Genomic DNA, 19,816 nt, shown 5'->3' on the forward strand with positions numbered 1-19,816 from the left:
TCACCTACAATTCGGAGGGATACCATCATGAATATTATCATCAGACCCTATCAGGACGCAGATCTTCCTTCCATGAATCAGATCTGGAACGAGGTCGTAGAGGACGGCGTTGCCTTCCCCCAGGAAGATTTTCTGAATGCGGAAACCGGCAAAGCATTTTTTGCTGAGCAGACATACACTGCTGTAGCAGAGGATACGGACACTGGAAATGTTCTGGGACTTTACATTCTTCATCCTAATAATATCGGCCGGTGCGGTCATATCTGCAATGCCAGCTATGCAGTCAGCTCCCAGGCAAGGGGACTTCATATCGGAGAGAAACTGGTCTCCGACTGTCTTATTCAGGGAAAACTCCATGGCTTCCGCATCCTGCAGTTTAATGCTGTTGTTGCCAGCAATATTCACGCGAGACATCTCTATGAACGTCTTGGCTTTATCCAGCTGGGCGTGATTCCCGGTGGCTTCCGGATGAAAGACGGTCATTATGAGGACATCTGTCCTTACTACCACGAGTTATAAGTTCATTTGTTAACCTCATAATTATTTTTAGTTGACAATTTGTTTTCCTCCTTTTATAATTGTGAACCATAGTGATTACGGAGGTTTACAAATGACAAAAACAAAATCTATTATCTACTGCGGACTCTTTACCGCACTCATTGCCGTGGGCGCTTTTATTAAAATTCCTGTCCCGGTGGTTCCCTTTACGTTACAATATCTCTTTACCATGCTGGCCGGACTGCTCCTAGGCGCACGCCTTGGTTCCCTGTCGGTTTTCGCTTACATGGTGCTTGGTCTTGCAGGACTTCCTATCTTTACTGAAGGCGGCGGACTCTGGTATGTATTGAAACCAAGCTTCGGTTATATCATCGGCTTTGTAGTCGGTACCTTCGTTACCGGATGGATTGCTGAGCATATGAAGAAAAAGACGATCCTTCGTTATCTTTTCGCAAATCTTGCCGGACTGATGGTAGTCTATGCTTTCGGCATGATATATTACTACATTATCTGTAATTATGTGATCAACACTCCAATCGGTGTATGGCCGCTGTTTCTCTATTGCTTCCTGCTGGCCGTACCGGGAGATATCGCTTTAAGTATCTTAGGAGCTGTCATTGCCAAACGGGTACGTCCGGTCATCGGCCTTCACGTTCTGTACCCGGCAAAAACAACTGCAAAATTATAAAACCTGAATCTACGAGGAGACACAACATGGATGTACTTGCACTTGCAAAAGAAATTATTGACGGGAGAAGACTGACCAGAGAAGATGATCTTTCCTTCTTCCTTACCTGCGATCTTGACGATCTATGTAAAGGAGCAGACCAGATCCGCGAAGCGCGCATCGGTGATAAGGTGGATCTTTGTTCCATCATCAACGGACGAAGCGGACGCTGCCCGGAAGACTGTAAATACTGTGCCCAGTCCGCACATCATCATACCAACTGTGAAATCTACGATTTTCTGCCGGAAGAAAAAATCGTGGAGCTCTGCAAACTCAATGAATCTGAAGGTGTGAACCGCTTCTCCATTGTCACCGCCGGAAAAGCACTGACTGGAAAAGAATTTGATAAAGCCATCCACGCATATGAGACCATGCACCGGGAATGTAAGATTGACCTTTGTGCTTCCATGGGATTTCTCTCTGCTGAACAGCTGCACCGTCTCCACGAAGCAGGCGTGACCAGCTATCACCATAACATCGAGACCTCCCGGAGAAATTTCCCGAATATCTGCACTACCCATACCTATGACATGAAAATTGAGACTCTGAAAAAAGTAAAAGCAGAAGGCATGTGTGCCTGTTCCGGAGGTATCATCGGCATGGGCGAGACTTGGGAAGACCGTCTCGACATGGCTGTCAGTCTGGCTGAACTGGGAATTGATTCCATTCCCATCAATGCTCTGATGCCCATTCCTGGGACACCTCTCGAACATCTTAAGGAACTTTCCGAAGAAGATATCCTGAGAACCATTGCTTTCTTCCGCTACATCAATCCGGACGCCAATATTCGTCTGGCTGCCGGACGTGCACTTCTGACCAACGATGGAGAAAAAGCCTTTCAGGCTGGAGCATCTGCTACTATTACCGGAAATATGCTGACCACGGTTGCCTGTGCCACGATCCGGAGCGACCGTCAGATGCTGACAGATCTGGGCCGTGATGTAACTCCGGACTACTGGAAGGAGGCATAATGCCATGAGCAAAGCACTTTTTGTCACCGGTACCGGCACAGATACCGGGAAAACGTATATTACCGGTCTGATTGTGAAAAAGCTTCAGGAAGCCCAAAAAAATCCTGCCTATTATAAAGCAGCCATGAGCGGTAATGACAGACGTCCTGACGGTACCTTAATCCCGGGAGACGCCCTGGCAGTTCAGACCATGAGCGGCATCGATCAGTCTCTTACTTCCATGTGTCCCTATGTCTATGAGCATGCTTATTCTCCGCACCTGGCATCCCGCCTGGAGGGAAATCCGGTGGTGATGGATGTAGTAACGCATGGATTTGCAGATGTAGCAGCAGTCTACGACTATGTAACGGTAGAAGGAAGCGGTGGCATTCTCTGCCCCATCTGCTTTGACGAGGCTAGAATTCAGTTGGAAGATGTGGTGAAAGAGCTCCATCTTTCCAGTATTCTCATAGCAGATGCCGGACTTGGCACCATCAACAGCGTAGTACTGACCGCAGAATACATGAAAACCCACGGATTGCCGCTGAAAGGAATTATTTTCAATCATTACCATCCGGGCGATGTGATGGAGGACGACAATATTTTCATGTGCGAACATATGACAGGACTGCCGACACTGGCAAAGGTGCAGGACGGTGACACGGAACTTGATATGAATATCGACGCACTCTGTGCGCTTTATGACGAGGTGAAATAAATGATCTGGTATCCTTATGAACAAATGAAAACCATGCGGGAACCTTACAAAATCGTGGATGCAGACGGAGTCTATCTCTATACAGAGGATCAGAAGCTCATTGATTCTGTTTCTTCCTGGTGGTGCATGATCCACGGTTACAAACATCCGGAATTGACTGCCGCCATCAAAGAACAGGCTGATCACTTCTGCCATGTCATGCTGGGGGGTCTGACCCATGATCCGGTACAGAAGCTCTCTGATAAACTGGAAAGCTTCCTCCCCGGTGATCTTGACTACTGCTTCTTCTCTGATTCCGGCAGTGTAGCTGTAGAAGTTTCCCTGAAAATGGCACTTCAGTACAATACCAATCAGGGCCGGAAACGCCCGCTGGTACTGGCTCTTACCCATGCTTACCATGGAGATACATTTAAAGCCATGGAAGTCGGTGATGATGAAGACTATCATTTCGCTTTTGATAAAAAAGAAGGCGTCATCCATATTCCCACTGAGATCGCGGCTCTGGAAGAAGCCTTTGCCCGTTACCACGATCAGCTGAATTCCTTTATCGTGGAACCTCTTCTGCAAGGTGCAGGAGGTATGCGGATGTATGATCTTGCATTCCTGAAACGTGCCAGAGAGCTCTGTACGGAATATGATGTACTGCTGATTTTTGACGAGGTAGCCACCGGATTCGGCCGCACCGGCTATCGTTTTGTGGCTGACGAGGTACTTCCGGACATTCTGGTCTTAGGCAAAGCACTGACCGGCGGTTATATCGGTCATGCCGTAACAGTTGCCAACCATAAAGTCTTTGAAGCATTTTACAGTGATGACGACCGGAAAGCACTGATGCACGGACCCACCTTTATGGGAAATCCTCTTGCCTGCGCAGTCGCCTTAAAAGGCATTGAGATCTTTGAGCGGGAAGATTACATGAGCAAAATCCACCGGATCACGGAGATCTCCCACCGGGAAATGGACGGATTTACCGATCCCAGAATCCGTGAGATCCGCATCATGGGTGGCTGCACCTGTGTGGATGTCTACGATCCTGCCACTCTGGACGGATTCCAGCAGTTCGCCTATGAACACGGGGTCTTCAGCCGTCCGTTCCTGACCTGTATGTACACGATGATGCCTTATATCATCAAAGAAGATGAACTAATACAGATTTATGACGTCATGAAAAAATGGTTCCGGAGATAATCTCCGGAACCATTTTTATGTCGTACCCCTTCTCCTGTCAGATGAATTCTACCCTTCCATCCTCGATATGATAGACGGCCCCTACGACCCGCAGTCCTTCTTCCTCAATCTGATGGATCTCCAGACTGTGTTCAATCATATCGATACTGCGCTGCACATTGAGACAGCAGGCTTTGAAATCATCCGTCTCATCCCCGATGGCCAGCTTAATCTCATCGGTAATGTATTTGATATATCCCTGCGGGTCATGGTTGATGGCCGCATCTACCGCACCGCAGAACGTATGTCCAAGCACTACGATAAGCGGGCTTCCCAGATGATCCGCCGCATACTCAATGCTTCCCAGCTGATGGTCATCGATCACATTTCCCGCCACACGAATCACAAAGAGATCTCCCAGGCCTGCCGAAAAAATACTCTCCGGAATCACACGGGAATCCGAACAGGTAATGATGATCGCATAAGGATGCTGTCCATTCTCATACGTATATTTCCGGAGCATACGGGAAATATTTCCCCGGCTGGTCTCCGCATTCAGATATTTTGCATTTCCCTCTTTTAATTTCTTCAGCGCCTTGTCGGCGGTCATAATAAATGCATGCATACTTCAAACCCTATTTGTTTTTCTTATATTTGCCGATCTTCTGGTCAATAGAAAGGATTTCACCCTCCGGGCGATATACCACTTTTACGTAAGCGGACACCTTCTTCGCCCCTGCACGGACTGCCACGTGCTGGCATTCCTTGACAATATCCATCAACTGGTCATAATCATCTCCCTCGATGGTGGTTTCAAAGGGACCCACTTCATAGCGAAGACCAGTGCCTGCAATATAAGCAATTACCTCATCTACGATTCTGCAAAGCTCCTGATCATTTTCTGCCGATGGCAGTACCTGAATTGCTACACTTGTCATATCTTTCTTCTCCTTTTACAAATCCGCTGCCGCAGACTTCCAGTCTTCTATCACTTCATCTGCCAGCCGTTTCATCTTCTCCCAGCAGTCTGTGTTACTCTCATCCTGAACACCTGCCACATAAAATCCTGCCCGTTTTGCCGTCTCTGCCGCATAGATGGCATCTTCATAAACAGCCGTCTCTGCCGCTTTTGCACCCATCCGGCTTATGGATTCCAGATAGACATCCGGCTGCTTCTTTCCTGCCCCTACAGTCTCGCAGGAGAGCAGAAATTCAAAATCAGCAAGAACATCAAGACGCTCCAGACAGGCTTTCATGAGCGGTTCTGCTGTGGCAGATGCCACGCACATACGGACTCCCGCTGACTTTAATTTTGTTAAATATTCCTTTACTCCTGATTTCAGCGGGATATCATTCCGGTAATGTTCATCCATCATGGTATTCATATCCGCTGCCACGCTCTCCGGTGTTCCCAAAAGACCATATTCGCTGATAAAAAGTGCTGCTGACTCTGTCATCGTCATAGCCTTGATACGTTCCAGAATCTCTGCTGACACTTTTTTCACCCCATGGCTTTCCAGATATTCAAAAGCCAGACGCTTCCAGAATCCCATGGAATCTACCAGGGTTCCGTCCATATCAAAAATCGCATATGGTTTATTCATGGCTCACCATCTCTGCTGCCAGTGTTTTCAGATGCTCTGTAGCTGCTCCCGGATCCTCCGCTGCAAAAATGGCAGATACCACAGCGACTCCATCCACGCCGCATCCAGAGAGTTCTTCCACATTGGAAGCGTTAATGCCTCCGATGGCTACCACCGGAATGGATACAGAGCTGCTGATCTCTTTTAACTTTTCTTTGGAAAGATTTCTTGCATTTTTCTTGGTGCTGGTTCCAAACACAGCACCGACACCAATATAGTCTGCACCTGCTTTTTCTGCAGCCTGTGCTTCTTCTACGGTTCCGGCGGAAATTCCCAGAATTTTATCCGGACCAATCATGGCACGGATATCTCTTCCCTTAATATCGGACTGGCCCACATGGACGCCGTCTGCATCAATGTCGATGGCAATCTCCACGCTGTCATTTACCACAAAAGGCACATGATACTGGGCACACAGGCCTTTCAGTTCCTCTGCTTCCTGCTCAAAGGTTCCCTCATCCAGGTCTTTCTCCCGGATCTGCAGAAATGTTGCCCCATGCTCCAGCACATTTTTGCATACATCTGTCAGTTTTTCGCCTTCCTTTAACCACATCCGGTCGGTTACTGCATAAAGCAGCATGGATTTCCGGATCTCTTCTTTAGAGTATTTCATATTGCATTCCCTCCACCAATTGTTCTTCTGTCATATTAAATACAGCATCAATCAAATCTGTCCGGAATGTAGCATTGCCTGTTCCGTTTTTGATACGGCGTGCCTCTGCCACCTCTCCGCTGATTCCCATCACGCTCATGGCTGCCACTGTTGCCGTAAAGCAGTCTTCCGGCATGGCTCCACAAAATGCGCCGATCATGGAAGTCAGCATACAGCCGCTGCCCGTAATCCGCGCCATAGTTGCACATCCATTTCTGAGGACTGCCGTTTCTTTCCCATCGGATACCAGATCCAGCTTTCCTGAAACAGCAATGACACTTCCCGTGCGTTCCGCAAGTGCCCGCACCATCTCTGCTGCTTCTTTGAGATTCTCTTCCGTAATCTTATCAAGCGCGCTTACATCCACACCACTTCCGGCGGTCTGCTGTCCTGCCAGATAACGGATCTCTGACGCATTTCCACGAATGGAGCTGAACTTCACTTCTTTTAACAATTCTGCTGCCACTTCTCTTCGAAGGCTCGTTCCGCCTGCTGCTACCGGATCCAGAACAACCGGACGACCAAGCTTGTTCATCTCTTTTCCGGCCAGAATCATGGACGGGGCATCTTCAATGGCTCCCATATTGCAGACCAGTGCCCGGGCATTTCTGGCTGCCTCTGCCGCCTCCCGGACGTCATGCGCCATAGACGGAGAGCCGCCTGCTGCCAAAATGATATTTGCACAGTCATTGACCGTCACAAAATTGGTAATGCACTGCACCAGCGGTTCCTTTTCCCGCACCAGATGTAATGCCTCTGCATACTTGTTCATAAAACGTTTGTCTCCTTACGCCAGCTCATTCTGCATCCGTCCAAGCACAGCCGTTTTCTTTAAGATCACCAGGATTGCCACACCCATAGCTGCTCCTACCACTGCAGACGGGGTATAGAACGGAATATAGTAAAACGGGGACTGGGCATCCAGTCCGTAAAACATCTTCATCAACGGATAAGAAGACATGGCTCCGAAAAATCCGGTTCCGATGACTTCTCCAATCCATACCAGATAAATATTTTTTGTCTTCTTGTAAATCAGGCCTCCCAGAATCGGTCCATAGATTGCTCCGGTAACTGCCTGAATGGTACGGCCGGACAACATTCTCATAATGCCGCATAAAAGGGCTGCCGCAAATCCATACCAGGGTCCCACCAGAACCGCTGCAATGACATCCACGCAGTGCTGGAACGGTGCCATGGCCGGGAAATAGACAAAGGTGTTCAGGACGAAGGCCAGACAGGCCAGCATGGCAGTCAGTGCCATTTTTTTAGTTACATTTTTCTGCATATTCATTCACTCCTCTTTTGCTCAAACAAGGGAAACCTGATGACCAACACCTGACTTTTTACTGACAAAAAAGGAGGCTCCTGTATCGGTGCCTCCTGTAAAATCATATTCGATGACTTCCTACGACGGCATTATCCGTATCAGGTTAAAGGGTCGAAGGTCATTCCTTCCTCTCAGCCTGTCACACAAGCTCCCCTGTTCTCTTTCTGCTGTCTATTTTACCCCTGTACAGTAGGAAATGCAAGCCCTATTCATTTTTCTTATCCTGCATAAGGCAGCTCTTCAAAAAGATCGCTCTCCGATACACCTCCAATGGTGCCTGCATAAATACCGTCTGCATTCAGGTCTACGATCAGGTTTCCTGCCGTTCCGTCCTCCAGTTCAAAGCCAAAGGTACCGTCTTCAGAGTAACTGGTCGGAGTAATCACATCTCCTGCTTTTAATGTAGCATTGGAGCCTTCCAGTCTGCAGAAAATGGAACCTTTCACGGTCAGTTTCACATCAGAAGCATGGTTAAAAAGATACATGTCCCCGTTCGGAGTCAATTGGTCATTGGAAATATGGTAAGTTTTGGTTCCACCATAAGTCCCCAGTACATCTACTTTGGACGTAATCTCAATGCCGTCTGCCGGATTGGAAGGAACCTTTTCGATACTTCCATCCACACTGGTGACAGAAAGTTTTCCATCCTCCAGTTTGATCAGATATGTAACTGCCCAGTCATTGTACGTATAGGTCTCTGTCAGTACATAGTAAGTATTATTCAGATTCAATGCATAGGTATCCCCTGCCCGCAATGTCTCCGGGTCTACCTCCACACTGTCAGAACCATACTGAGCCGTCACACTCACAATATCCGCATTATCTGCATCCGGCTCTGATACTTGCAGTGTAAATTCCTGGCCGTCAATCTCCACCGGTGTGTTTGCTTCCAACTTCGTCACATTGGAATCCACCGTAGCCGGAGTACCGATAGCGTCCATAAGCGGGGTCCAGTCAAGGACGGCATACTGCTCCATATAAGAATCAATCATTGCCTGCGCGGTCTCTTCATCCGTCGGCGTATCATTGCTCACATCCCAGTCATCATCCACGGAAGTAAACCATGGATTCTGCTCATCTGCTCCTGCGTCATAAATAACCGACTGCTGAATAGAAAGCTCTCCGTTTTCTACGATATAGTACAGCCATCCGGAACTTGCTGCACCGTTGGAACCTTCATTGGCAATGATCACAGCACCTGCCTCATCTTCCACCAGATAATATCGGTTTCTCTCCCGACTGGTAAACAGCTGCTTTGCCGCATCTCCGTCCATAGTATAAGCATCCAGAATCATCCGGTTCACCGGTTCTTCCGTATCTGTTTCACCAATCAGTAATTCCAGCTGTCCGTCCTGATCAAGATCGTATAACGTATAACCTACTGACACCATAGTGGCCAGATTACTGTAATTATGCTCATAGATCTGGTCATAATCCCACTGTTCCTCTACCAGTGACCGATAGTCGTCGATAATCCCTTCGTAGGCTTCCGTCATACCATCATCCGAGATCGTCTCCAGCGGAGCATCTTCCTCTCCGATGATTTCCTCACTGTCTTCCGGATTTTCTGTATCCTGCGCTGTCTGATCTGTATTGTTTCCACATGCTGCCAGCATGGACATTCCAAGCATCAATACACATAAAATCGCAATTTTCTTTTTCATAAGATCCTCCTTCATGAAATTACCTTCATTTTGGTATCCTCATTTTACTACACAGGAGGTATTTGTCCACTTAAGATTTCTTAATTCTGATACCGGATCTCTGTCTTCTGCAACATAGGATAACTGACCACTTCCATTCCTTCAAGATCCTCTGCATGCATGCTGACTGCCGTGATCTGCGGATTTTCATAGGTGGTATAATAGTAAATACCTTTGCTGGTGTTGCAGCAGGAAGTATAAATCGTAATCTCATACTTTCCTTCCGCCACTTCGCAGCAGCCTCTCTGTTGGTCTACAGAACCAAGGATATGGAAAAACTGGCTGACACTCTCTTCCTCCGTATCTCCTGACTGGGAATTAAGTTTCGTAAATGCCACTCTTGCAAAGCGGGATGTGGAAGACAAATCTCCCGGAAGTCCCAATGCTCCCATGCCTCTGCTGTACATATCAAGCGGAAGCTCTTTGGAAAACTGATTCTCTGGCTGCTTCGGAGAAAGATTTCTATACTGATTCAGCAAAAACATCTGCTGAGGGAACGGAGGATTGTTGGTAAGCACCCCTGCCGGATTATCATAGACATGGAACCCATCCTTCATAGATTCCACCACAATACAGCCATTTTTATCCGCAATGATCCAGTGAAGCTGTGCAGAAGGAAGCTGATCACTGAATGAGATTCCTGTCAGATTCATTTTCCCAAGTGCTGCTTTTGCCTCTTCCACAGTCGCACATCTGGAAAGGATCCAGGGGATAAACTCATACTGAGCTACATTCTCTTTCTCTTTTGTTTCCTCTGCATAAGCTGCATTTCCCACAAAATTCAGACCAGCCATACCAAGACCTTTTTCATTGGCTGCATCATAGTAAAGCGGATATCCGTCCGCCATATGTGCCATACCAATCATGGCATAATGCTGCTTCAAGACACCTGCATAATGAAAATGAATGGGATAATTCCGCGGCATCACTGCAATCTCTTCTCCATAAGAGAATTCATAATCCAAAGTACGTCCCATATAGAAATCTTTTGTCAGATAAGTTGCTGCTGTACACATATTAATCCTCCCACAGACTCTGCGGATATTTGCCCGCATCTTTCAGATCCTGCATAGCCTTCATAACAACCGGCTTGTCCTCTTTGTAGGTAACACCATGCCAGCGGTCATGGGATTTTAATACGGTTACTTCTGCCTTTCCCTCACGGATCAGTTCATCCACAACAAATGGCAGGAAATACTCACATTTCAGCGGATTCTCCGGGATACTTTCTTTTAAGAACTTCGGGAAACGGTCTTTTAACTCTTTTAAAATGCTCTCGGAAAATCCCCAGAGATTCATGGATACCGGTGCATCCTCCGGCAGTGCATGCCAGGTAGCTCCATCGTCCTCGGTATAAGCAGGTCCTTCCGGACGGCGCTCAATTCGTGTTCTTTCTGTGATAGCAGTCAGTTTCTGATGCTCATCGGTCTCGCAGACACCTCTTGCCACATGGCCATTCTCAGTCAAAGTATTTTTCAGCAGATAACCTACCATGGCATACTGATATTTCTCTCCATCTTTCGTATTAACCAGGAAATCGTGAATCAGCTTGAATGCTTCCTGTCCATAATAATCATCCGCATTGATCACTGCAAAGGGTCCATCCACTACCGGCAGGCAGGACAGAACAGCATGTCCGGTTCCCCACGGTTTTACACGGCCTTCCGGCACCTCAAAGCCTTCCGGCAGATTGTGAAGATCTTGAAATACATACTCCACCGGAATCCGTTTCTCCATACGATTTCCAATACTCTCACGGAAATCTGCTTCATTTTCTTTTTTAATAATAAATACGACTTTTCCAAATCCAGCCTGTACCGCATCATAAATGGAATAGTCCATAATAATATGTCCCTGGGGATCAATGGGATCGATCTGTTTCAGTCCGCCGTAACGACTTCCCATTCCTGCCGCCATAATGACTAATGTTGGTTTTTTCATGCTTCTCTCTCCTCCTGTACGAAAATTCCACTTATTACTAATATACTCATAAGTCCGGTATTTTACAAGTTTTTGACGAAAAAAGAGGTGTACCAAAAGGTACACCTCTTCGAAAGTCTTATGGATTCTACAGATTACTCTGCATCTGCTCCGTAAAGAGTTTTCAGTTTGTTCAGGTAAGCAAATCTTGCTTTGTACTCCTCTTCGGATCTGGTGAACAGAGCCTGTGCTCTCTCCGGATTTGCTCTCTTCAGAGAGTTGTAACGAACCTCGCCGTCCAGGAATGCCTGGAAGTCACCGGTCGGTGCTTTGGAATCCAGAGCGAATGCGTCCTTGCCCTCTGCTGCCAGAGCCGGGTTGAAGCGGAAGCAATGCCAGTAACCAGCCTCTACAGCCAGCTGCTCCTCGGTCTGAGCTTTGCTCATACCTTTCTTGATACCATGGTTGATACACGGAGCGTAAGCGATGATCAGGGACGGTCCCGGATATGCCTCTGCCTCTGCGATTGCTTTTACGCACTGATTGAAGTCAGCACCCATGGAGATCTGTGCTACATATACATAACCATAGCTCATTGCGATAGAAGCCAGGTCTTTCTTCTTGGTCTCTTTACCACCAGCTGCGAACTGTGCTACAGCACCAGTCGGGGTAGCTTTGGAAGACTGTCCACCGGTATTGGAGTAAACCTCGGTATCGAATACCATAACGTTGATGTCTTTGCCGGAAGCAAGTACATGGTCAACGCCGCCGAATCCGATATCGTAAGCCCATCCGTCACCACCGAAGATCCACTGGGATTTCTTAGCGAGGAAGTCTTTCTGTGCAAGGATCTCTTTGCCCTTGTCGCATCCGCAAGCTTCCAGAGCAGCTACGAGCTTATCAGTTGCAGCACCGTTGGTTGCTCCAACTCCATAAGTATCAAGCCATTCCTGAGCTGCAGCTTTGACATCTGCATTCTTGCCGTTAGCAACGATATCCTCAACTTTTGCTTTCAGTCCGCCACGGATAGCGTTCTGAGCAAGTAACATACCATAACCAAACTCTGCTGCATCCTCGAACAGGGAGTTAGACCATGCCGGTCCCTGACCTTTCTCGTTTACAGTATACGGAGTGGACGGTGAAGAGTTACCCCAGATAGAGGAGCATCCAGTTGCGTTTGCAATGTACATTCTGTCACCGAACAGCTGGGTAATCAGTTTAGCGTACGGAGTCTCACCACAACCTGCGCATGCGCCTGAGAACTCAAGCAGCGGAGTCTTGAACTGAGATCCTTTTACGGTAGCCTCTTTGAATTTCTCGATAACATCTGCTTTCTCCGGAAGAGTAACAGCATAATCGAATGCGCTCTGGCAAGCTGCATTTGCTTCCATATTTGCCATATCGAGAGCTTTTGCACCCTTCTTGCCCGGGCATACGTTTGCACAGGAACCGCATCCGGTACAGTCAAGAGCGGATACAACGATTGCAAACTTCTTATCAGCCATACCAGTCATAGCCAGAGTCTTCATCTCAGCCGGTGCAGCAGCAGCCTCAGCCTCGGTCATAGCAACCGGACGAATTGCAGCGTGCGGGCAGACATAAGAACATCTGTTACACTGGATACAGTTTTCAGCATTCCATACCGGGATATTAACTGCAATACCACGTTTCTCGTATGCAGAAGTTCCGGACGGAGTAGTTCCATCTACATAATCCTTGAATGCAGATACCGGCAGGGAGTTACCTTCCTGAGCAGATACTTTAGCCTGGATGTTGTTAACGAAGTCAACAGCAGCCTGTCTTCCGCTCTCTGCATGAGTAGTTACAAGTCCTTCATCAGCTGCATTCTTCCAGCTTTCCGGAACTTTGATCTCTACAACCTGTTTTGCTCCCTCATCGATAGCAGCCCAGTTCTTAGCAACGACATCATCACCCTTACGTCCGTAAGTAGCCTTTGCAGCAGCTTTCATAAGATCGATTGCCTGCTCCTCCGGAATGATTGCAGCCAGTTTGAAGAATGCGGACTGGAGAATGGTATTGATACGGGTCGGTCCCATACCAGTCTCGATACCGATCTTAACACCATCAATTACATAGAATTTGATGTTGTGGTTAGCGATGAATGCTTTTACCTGTCCCGGAAGATGTTTCTCAAGACCTTCCATATCCCACGGGCAGTTCAGCAGGAAGGTACCGCCGTCTACCAGCTCCTGTACCATGTTGTACTTACGTACATAGGACGGATTGTGGCAAGCTACAAAGTTAGCTTTATGGATCAGGTATGTAGATTTGATCGGTTTCTTACCAAAACGAAGGTGAGACATGGTCACACCACCGGATTTTTTGGAGTCATAATCAAAATATGCCTGAGCATACATATCAGTGTTATCACCGATAATCTTAATGGAGTTCTTGTTAGCACCTACAGTACCGTCTGCGCCAAGACCCCAGAACTTACAGTTGATGGTTCCTTCCGGAGTGGTTACCAGCGGAGCACCGGTTTCCAGAGACAGATGTGTTACATCATCAACGATACCGATAGTGAATTTAGCCTTCTCGGTGTTGTGATATACTGCAACGATCTGTGCCGGAGTGGTGTCTTTGGAGCCCAGTCCGTAACGGCCGGTAAATACCGGAGTATCATTGAATTTGGTTCCTTTAAGAGCTGCAACAACATCAAGGTACAGCGGCTCGCCAAGAGCACCCGGCTCTTTGGTTCTGTCAAGTACAGTGATCAGTTTTGCAGTATCCGGAATAGTCTCTACCAGAGCATCTGCGCAGAACGGTCTGTAAAGACGAACTTTAACAACGCCGACTTTCTCTCCTGCAGCGGTCAGGTAATCGATGGTCTCCTCGATGGTATCACATACAGATCCCATAGCGATGATAACTTTTTCAGCATCCGGAGCACCGTAGTAGTTGAACAGCTTGTAATCGGTACCGATCTTAGCGTTTACTTTGTCCATGTACTCCTGTACGATTGCCGGAAGAGCATCGTAGTACGGGTTACATGCCTCACGAGCCTGGAAGAAGATATCCGGGTTCTGAGCGGAACCTCTCTGGCACGGATGATTCGGGTTCAGAGCGTCCTGTCTGTAAGCCTCGATTGCATCCATATCTACCATATCTTTCAGATCTTCGTAATCCCACTGCTCGATCTTCTGGATCTCATGAGATGTACGGAATCCGTCGAAGAAGTTGATGAACGGCAGACGTCCTTTGATTGCTGCACAGTGTGCAACCGGAGTCAGGTCCATAACCTCCTGTACGCTGGACTCACAGAGCATTGCTACTCCGGTCTGACGACAGGCATATACGTCGGAGTGATCTCCGAAGATAGACAGTGCATGGCTTGCCAGTGCACGAGCGGATACGTTAAATACACCCGGAAGTCTCTCACCTGCTACTTTGTACAGGTTCGGGATCATCAGAAGAAGACCCTGAGAAGCGGTAAAAGTGGTAGTCAGAGCACCTGCTGCCAGAGAACCGTGTACAGCACCTGCTGCACCTGCCTCAGACTGCATCTCGGTTACCTGTACGGTATGTCCGAAGATATTGGTTCTTCCCTGAGTTGCCCACTCGTCAGTTGCCTCTGCCATTACAGATGACGGGGTGATCGGATAGATAGCAGCTACGTCAGAGTATGCATAAGATACATGAGCGGCTGCATGGTTTCCATCCATGGTTTTCATTTTTCTGGCCATTTTTATTATTCCTCCTTATTTGAATCAATAAGACTCTTTATTACTTTGTAAAAATAGCTCTTATCATACGGATTCATTCTAGCACATCTGTCGAAGGTTGTCCATTTCTATACTTAATTTTTTCCATAATTTTTTCTCATTAAGCTCTTGTTTTTGGTTAGTTTAGACAAACTCTCATCTGTTGCTGAGTAAAAAAAAGAATCGGAAAGCCATTTTGGCTCCCGATTCTTTTTTTATGATCTGGTTATCCAAGAATCGCCTTGTCATTGGTGAACTCTTCCCCGCTGACCTCTTCAAATTTGTGAAGGAGATCTTCCACGGTCAGTTTCTTCTTCTCCTCGCCACGAATGTCAAGAATAATCTTTCCTTCCATCATCATGATCAGACGGTTTCCATGAGTAATGGCATCCTTCATGTTGTGAGTGATCATCAGCGTAGTCAGATGGTCACGGTTGACAATCATCTCGGTGGTTTCCAGTACTTTTGCTGCTGTCTTCGGATCCAGAGCTGCCGTATGCTCATCCAGCAGAAGAAGCTTCGGTTTCTTTAAGGTTGCCATCAAAAGGGTCAGTGCCTGTCTCTGTCCTCCTGAAAGAAGCCCAACTTTAGAAGTCAGACGGTCTTCCAGGCCAAGACCAAGGGTTGACAGAAGCCGTTTATACACTTCTCTCTCACTGGCTTTGATTCCTGCGCGGAGGGTTCTGGACTGCCCACGCCGAAGTGCCAGTGCAAGATTCTCCTCAATTCCCATAGTGGCTGCAGTTCCATTCATCGGATCCTGGAACACACGTCCCAGAAAAGCAGCTCTTTTATGCTCCGGAAGTTTGGTTACATCCTTTCCGTCAATGATGATCTGTCCTTCATCTACCGGCCATACACCTGCAATTGCATTCAGCATGGTGGATTTTCCTGCACCGTTTCCTCCGATGACCGTTACAAAATCACCATCCTCCAGCGTCAGGTCAATTCCTTTCAGTGCCTGTTTTTCATTTACTGTTCCGGCATTAAATGTTTTATAAATATTCTTCAGTTCCAGCATCAGTGGTTTCCTCCCTTTCTAACCGGTTTGGAAAAATATCTGCTCTTCCAGGTCGGAATTGCCAGGAATATGGCAACTACCAGTGCAGACAGAAGCTTCAGAAGGTCTGTGTCGATACCGAACCAGATGACGATCTGAAGTACAAAATAATAAATAATAGAACCAATGGCTACTGCGATAAGTTTCAATCCGAAGTTGCGGAAAATCTTTCCGAAGATAGCCTCACCGATAATGACGGCTGCCAGTCCGATAACAATGGCACCACGGCCCATGTTGATATCGGAGAATCCCTGATACTGTCCCAGCAGTGCACCGGAAAAAGCAACCAGTCCGTTAGAGATCATAAGGCCAAGTACCCGGTTAAAATCCGTGTTGATTCCCTGTGCTCTTGCCATCTTGTCATTACATCCGGTTGCACGTAAGGAACATCCAAGTTCTGTACCAAAGAACCAGTACAGTACTGCTACCAGAAGTATAATCAGAACGACTACGATCAGAATGGTATTTTTATAAATGGCAACATTCTTAATATAACGAAGGGATACCAGCAGATCAAATTTATCAACATTGATGGCCTGATTGGATTTGCCCATAATTTTCAGATTCACGGAATACAGTCCAAGCTGTGTCAGAATTCCGGCCAGAATCGCCGGGATCCCCATAAAGGTATGGAAAAGTCCGGTTGCAAATCCTGCCAGCATACCGGCTAAAAATGCACATAGAAGGGCAATCCATACATTGCTTCCTCCCTGGATCATCATAATGCAGACTGCTGCGCCTGTACAAAGGCTGCCGTCTACGGTCAGATCTGCGATGTCAAGAATACGGAAGGTGATATAGACACCAATCGCCATAATTCCCCAGATCAATCCCTGTGCCACTGCTCCCGGCAGGGCATTCAGTAAACTCATAATGTTCATGTTCCCAATCACCTCGTAATTCTTATTGCTTTTTATTTCACAACGACGGCAGCGAGAGTGGAATCCCCCTTCTCGCTGCCATCATAGTAAGTCAAATTTGTATGAACTTTTTGGTTTCTTCTTATTTATTCTGCAATTGCAGTGTAATCATCCGGAACAGTTACTCCAAGAGCCTCACACAGTGTCGGGTTGTACTCTTTGGTAAACTGCGGAGCATACTCAATCGGCATCTCAGAGATATCAGCTTCGCCTGTCAGAATCTTCACTGCCATCTTACCGGTTGCTACACCAAGATCATAGTAGCTGATGGAAAGAGTTGCAACTCCGCATCCTTTGCAGATACCTTCCTCACCTGCAATAATCGGAACACCTGCAGGCTGGCAGATATTGTTTACGATCTCTGTATTGTTTGCTACGGTGTTATCGGTCGGTACATAAATAACATCACTCTCATCTGCTGCGGTAGTTGTTACAGAAGAAAGGTCATTGGAATCAGAGAAACCATACTGTTTGCAGGTATATCCCATTCCTTCCAGTGCTTTCTGCACCTCGTCTACCTGATACTGGGAGTTTGCCTCTGCAGTACAGTACAGAAGACCTACATTCTTAGCATCCGGGAACAGCTCATTCAGCATAGCTGCCTGCTCAGTCAGCGGTGCCAGATCAGAAGTACCGGAAATATTTCCACCAACAGTTCCATCAAAATCATCAATACCAAGAGCTACACCATACTCCGTTACTGAAGTACCAAGAATCGGGATCTCACTGGTTCCAGCCTGTGCTGCCTGCAGTGCAGCAGTTGCATTTGCAAGAATCAGATCTGCATCCTCAGCCACGAAGCCGTTAATAATGGTTGCGCATGTATTGGAATCGCCCTGTGCATTCTGCTCATCGAAAGTTACCGCATCCTCACCGAGTGCCTCTACGATGGCATCCTTAAATCCCTGGGTAGCTGCATCCAGTGCTTCATGCTGTACCAGCTGGCAGATACCGATCGTGTAGGATCCGCCTGCAGACGGTACTTCCGTCTCCTCTGCTGTATCAGCAGTATCAGCTGCCTCAGTTGTCTCAGCTGCAGCATCTGTGGATGCTGCGGTATCACTGCTTCCGCATGCAACCAGACTAAGTCCCATGGTCATTGCCATAGCCAGAGCTATCATCTTTTTCATAATCCTTTTCCTCCGTCTTTTCCGAATTGGCTTTCAATACTTTAATGCATTGAAGCTTTTAGACTTAATCAATATAGCACTTCAACGCACAAAAGTCAACAAGTATGAAAATATTTAATAAAAAATAACATCTTTCCAGTGAAAAGGAACCGCTCGCACTAAGTCCTCGCCCAGCGGTACTAACACTCGAACAATGTCTTCGACTTGTTCTCGTGAAGTGCCGGGGCTGTGGACGTTCCTTTCACAGTGAAAGATGTTTTCTGTACTTATTAAATATTTTATAATACTTTGCTTAAGAAGTCGATGGTACGCGGCTCTTTTGGATTCAGGATGACTTCATCCGGAGTTCCTTCTTCCACAATATATCCGCCTTCCATAAATATGACACGGCTTGCTACTTCTCTCGCAAAACCGATCTCATGGGTAACAACCACCATGGTCATGCCATCACGAGCCAGCTCTTTCATAACAGCCAATACTTCGCCGACCATCTCCGGGTCCAGAGCACTGGTTGGTTCATCAAAGAGCATGATATCCGGCTTCATTTCCAGGGCACGAGCGATCGCTACACGCTGTTTCTGTCCACCGGACAACTGGCTTGGGAATGCATCTGCCTTATCTGCCAGTCCGACTCTTTCCAGAAGTCTCATGGCCTCGGCCTTTGCCTCTTCCTTGCTCATGAGTTTTAAGTGTACCGGAGCAAGGGTCATATTGTCCAGCACGGTCAGATGGTTAAACAGATTGAAATGCTGGAATACCATTCCGATATTCTCGCGCACTTTGTTGATATCTGTATGTTTATCTGTCACATCGTGTCCGTCGATAATAATCTGGCCTGCGGTAGCGGTTTCCAGCTGGTTCAGACATCTTAACAAAGTGGATTTTCCACTTCCGGACGGTCCTAAGAGAACGACAACCTCACCCTCGTGGACATCCATGCTGATATCTTTTAATACTTCCAGTTTTCCAAAATTCTTTTTCAGATTCGTAACATGAATCTTCAGCTGCTTATCTTCCACGGTTTACCCTCCTCTCAATTCTCTTGGCAATCTTGCTCAGGGTAACAATAACAACCATGTACATAATGCCGACGATTGCCCATGACTGCAGTGGCTTAAATGTATTTCCCATAACAGTCTTACCTACCAGGGTCAGCTCCGGGAATGCAACAACTGACAGAATGGAGGTATCCTTCAGTGTAATAATAAACTGGTTAATGATTGACGGGATCATGGTACGCACTGCCTGCGGCACAACGACCAGTGCCATAGATGCGCCATAGGAAAGTCCAAGGCTTCGGGAAGCCTCCATCTGTCCTCTGTCCACGCTCTCAATACCGGCACGGATAATCTCTGCCATATATGCTCCGCAGTTCATGGACAGTGCAATAATACCGGCCTGAAGAGAAGACAGGCGGAAATTCGTCATTCCCATCTGCTGCATTGCTGCAGGGATACCAAAATATACAAAGTATGCAAGAACGATCAGAGGCACTCCACGGACAGCATCTACATATACTGTTCCAATCAGATTCAGTACTCTGTTATGTCCAACATTCATCAGGCCAAAAATCATACCAATTACCATAGCGATGATCAGTGCCAGAAGCGTCAGCAATAAAGTCTGTCCCAGTCCTGCCAGCAGCATGCCGCCATATACCTTTATAATTCCTATCATGG

At 47.1% G+C, this 19,816-nt stretch carries 20 protein-coding genes and 1 riboswitch; of the genes, 5 read left to right on the top strand and 15 right to left on the bottom strand.

Annotation, left to right across the window (positions count from 1 at the left end):
- Positions 1-27: 27 nt before the first annotated feature.
- From LKD36_RS00625 to bioA, 5 genes are all read left to right on the top strand, one after another.
- Positions 28-519, top strand: a complete 492-nt coding sequence (locus LKD36_RS00625; RefSeq protein ID WP_118769096.1) for a GNAT family N-acetyltransferase — start codon at positions 28-30, stop codon at positions 517-519.
- Positions 520-610: 91 nt separating this feature from the next.
- Positions 611-1,186 carry a biotin transporter BioY gene (locus LKD36_RS00630; RefSeq protein WP_308458264.1) on the top strand — a complete coding sequence of 192 codons (576 nt, stop codon included), beginning with the start codon at positions 611-613 and terminating at the stop codon, positions 1,184-1,186.
- A gap of 26 nt (positions 1,187-1,212) precedes the next feature.
- Positions 1,213-2,196 (top strand): biotin synthase BioB, encoded by a 984-nt coding sequence (bioB, locus tag LKD36_RS00635; protein ID WP_118769094.1) that lies wholly within the window; start codon positions 1,213-1,215, stop codon positions 2,194-2,196.
- A 4-nt stretch (positions 2,197-2,200) separates the two neighbouring features.
- On the top strand, positions 2,201-2,893 hold the full coding sequence (gene bioD / locus LKD36_RS00640; RefSeq protein WP_308458265.1) for a dethiobiotin synthase: 693 nt from the start codon (positions 2,201-2,203) through the stop codon (positions 2,891-2,893).
- On the top strand, positions 2,894-4,081 hold the full coding sequence (gene bioA / locus LKD36_RS00645) for an adenosylmethionine--8-amino-7-oxononanoate transaminase (protein WP_308458266.1): 1,188 nt from the start codon (positions 2,894-2,896) through the stop codon (positions 4,079-4,081).
- A 37-nt stretch (positions 4,082-4,118) separates the two neighbouring features.
- Here bioA and LKD36_RS00650 read toward each other — a convergent pair whose 3' ends face one another.
- The 15 genes from LKD36_RS00650 to LKD36_RS00720 form a co-directional block, all read right to left on the bottom strand.
- Entirely contained in the window at positions 4,119-4,685 is a 567-nt protein-coding gene (locus tag LKD36_RS00650; protein ID WP_118769091.1) for a carbonic anhydrase, read from the bottom strand.
- A gap of 10 nt (positions 4,686-4,695) precedes the next feature.
- Entirely contained in the window at positions 4,696-4,998 is a 303-nt protein-coding gene (locus LKD36_RS00655; RefSeq protein WP_118769090.1) for a thiamine-binding protein, read from the bottom strand.
- 15 nt (positions 4,999-5,013) lie between these two features.
- On the bottom strand, positions 5,014-5,664 hold the full coding sequence (locus tag LKD36_RS00660) for an HAD family hydrolase (protein ID WP_308458267.1): 651 nt from the start codon (positions 5,662-5,664) through the stop codon (positions 5,014-5,016).
- Positions 5,657-6,316 carry a thiamine phosphate synthase gene (thiE, locus tag LKD36_RS00665; RefSeq protein ID WP_118769088.1) on the bottom strand — a complete coding sequence of 220 codons (660 nt, stop codon included), beginning with the start codon at positions 6,314-6,316 and terminating at the stop codon, positions 5,657-5,659. Before thiE ends, LKD36_RS00660 begins: the two co-directional genes overlap by 8 nt.
- Positions 6,303-7,127 carry a hydroxyethylthiazole kinase gene (gene thiM / locus LKD36_RS00670; RefSeq protein WP_118769087.1) on the bottom strand — a complete coding sequence of 275 codons (825 nt, stop codon included), beginning with the start codon at positions 7,125-7,127 and terminating at the stop codon, positions 6,303-6,305. Before thiM ends, thiE begins: the two co-directional genes overlap by 14 nt.
- A 15-nt stretch (positions 7,128-7,142) precedes the next feature.
- Positions 7,143-7,640, bottom strand: a complete 498-nt coding sequence (gene thiW / locus LKD36_RS00675) for an energy coupling factor transporter S component ThiW (protein ID WP_118769086.1) — start codon at positions 7,638-7,640, stop codon at positions 7,143-7,145.
- A 100-nt stretch (positions 7,641-7,740) separates the two neighbouring features.
- A riboswitch (TPP riboswitch) is annotated at positions 7,741-7,847 on the bottom strand.
- 53 nt (positions 7,848-7,900) lie between these two features.
- Positions 7,901-9,346 (bottom strand): hypothetical protein, encoded by a 1,446-nt coding sequence (locus tag LKD36_RS00680; RefSeq protein ID WP_308458268.1) that lies wholly within the window; start codon positions 9,344-9,346, stop codon positions 7,901-7,903.
- A gap of 80 nt (positions 9,347-9,426) precedes the next feature.
- Complete coding sequence (bsh, locus tag LKD36_RS00685; protein ID WP_308458269.1) at positions 9,427-10,401, bottom strand: choloylglycine hydrolase; 975 nt, start codon at positions 10,399-10,401, stop codon at positions 9,427-9,429.
- Between the two features lies 1 nt (position 10,402).
- Entirely contained in the window at positions 10,403-11,326 is a 924-nt protein-coding gene (locus tag LKD36_RS00690) for a sugar phosphate nucleotidyltransferase (protein WP_308458270.1), read from the bottom strand.
- Positions 11,327-11,460: 134 nt separating this feature from the next.
- Complete coding sequence (nifJ, locus tag LKD36_RS00695) at positions 11,461-15,009, bottom strand: pyruvate:ferredoxin (flavodoxin) oxidoreductase (RefSeq protein ID WP_308458271.1); 3,549 nt, start codon at positions 15,007-15,009, stop codon at positions 11,461-11,463.
- A gap of 244 nt (positions 15,010-15,253) precedes the next feature.
- Positions 15,254-16,048 (bottom strand): ABC transporter ATP-binding protein, encoded by a 795-nt coding sequence (locus LKD36_RS00700; RefSeq protein WP_308458272.1) that lies wholly within the window; start codon positions 16,046-16,048, stop codon positions 15,254-15,256.
- The gene (locus LKD36_RS00705) at positions 16,048-16,968 is read right to left on the bottom strand and encodes an ABC transporter permease (protein WP_308458273.1); all 921 of its coding nucleotides are present in this window, start codon (positions 16,966-16,968) and stop codon (positions 16,048-16,050) included. The genes LKD36_RS00700 and LKD36_RS00705 overlap by 1 nt, the downstream gene beginning before the upstream one ends.
- 125 nt (positions 16,969-17,093) lie before the next feature.
- Positions 17,094-18,137 (bottom strand): ABC transporter substrate-binding protein, encoded by a 1,044-nt coding sequence (locus tag LKD36_RS00710; protein WP_308458274.1) that lies wholly within the window; start codon positions 18,135-18,137, stop codon positions 17,094-17,096.
- 278 nt (positions 18,138-18,415) lie between these two features.
- Positions 18,416-19,156 carry an amino acid ABC transporter ATP-binding protein gene (locus tag LKD36_RS00715; protein WP_308458275.1) on the bottom strand — a complete coding sequence of 247 codons (741 nt, stop codon included), beginning with the start codon at positions 19,154-19,156 and terminating at the stop codon, positions 18,416-18,418.
- A complete protein-coding gene (locus LKD36_RS00720) occupies positions 19,146-19,814 on the bottom strand; it encodes an amino acid ABC transporter permease (protein ID WP_118769078.1) in 669 nt (222 codons plus the stop codon). The genes LKD36_RS00715 and LKD36_RS00720 overlap by 11 nt, the downstream gene beginning before the upstream one ends.
- Positions 19,815-19,816 lie beyond the last annotated feature (2 nt).

It is taken from the genome of Hominiventricola filiformis (assembly GCF_020686965.1).
Classification (GTDB): Bacteria; Bacillota; Clostridia; order Lachnospirales; family Lachnospiraceae; genus Hominiventricola; species Hominiventricola filiformis.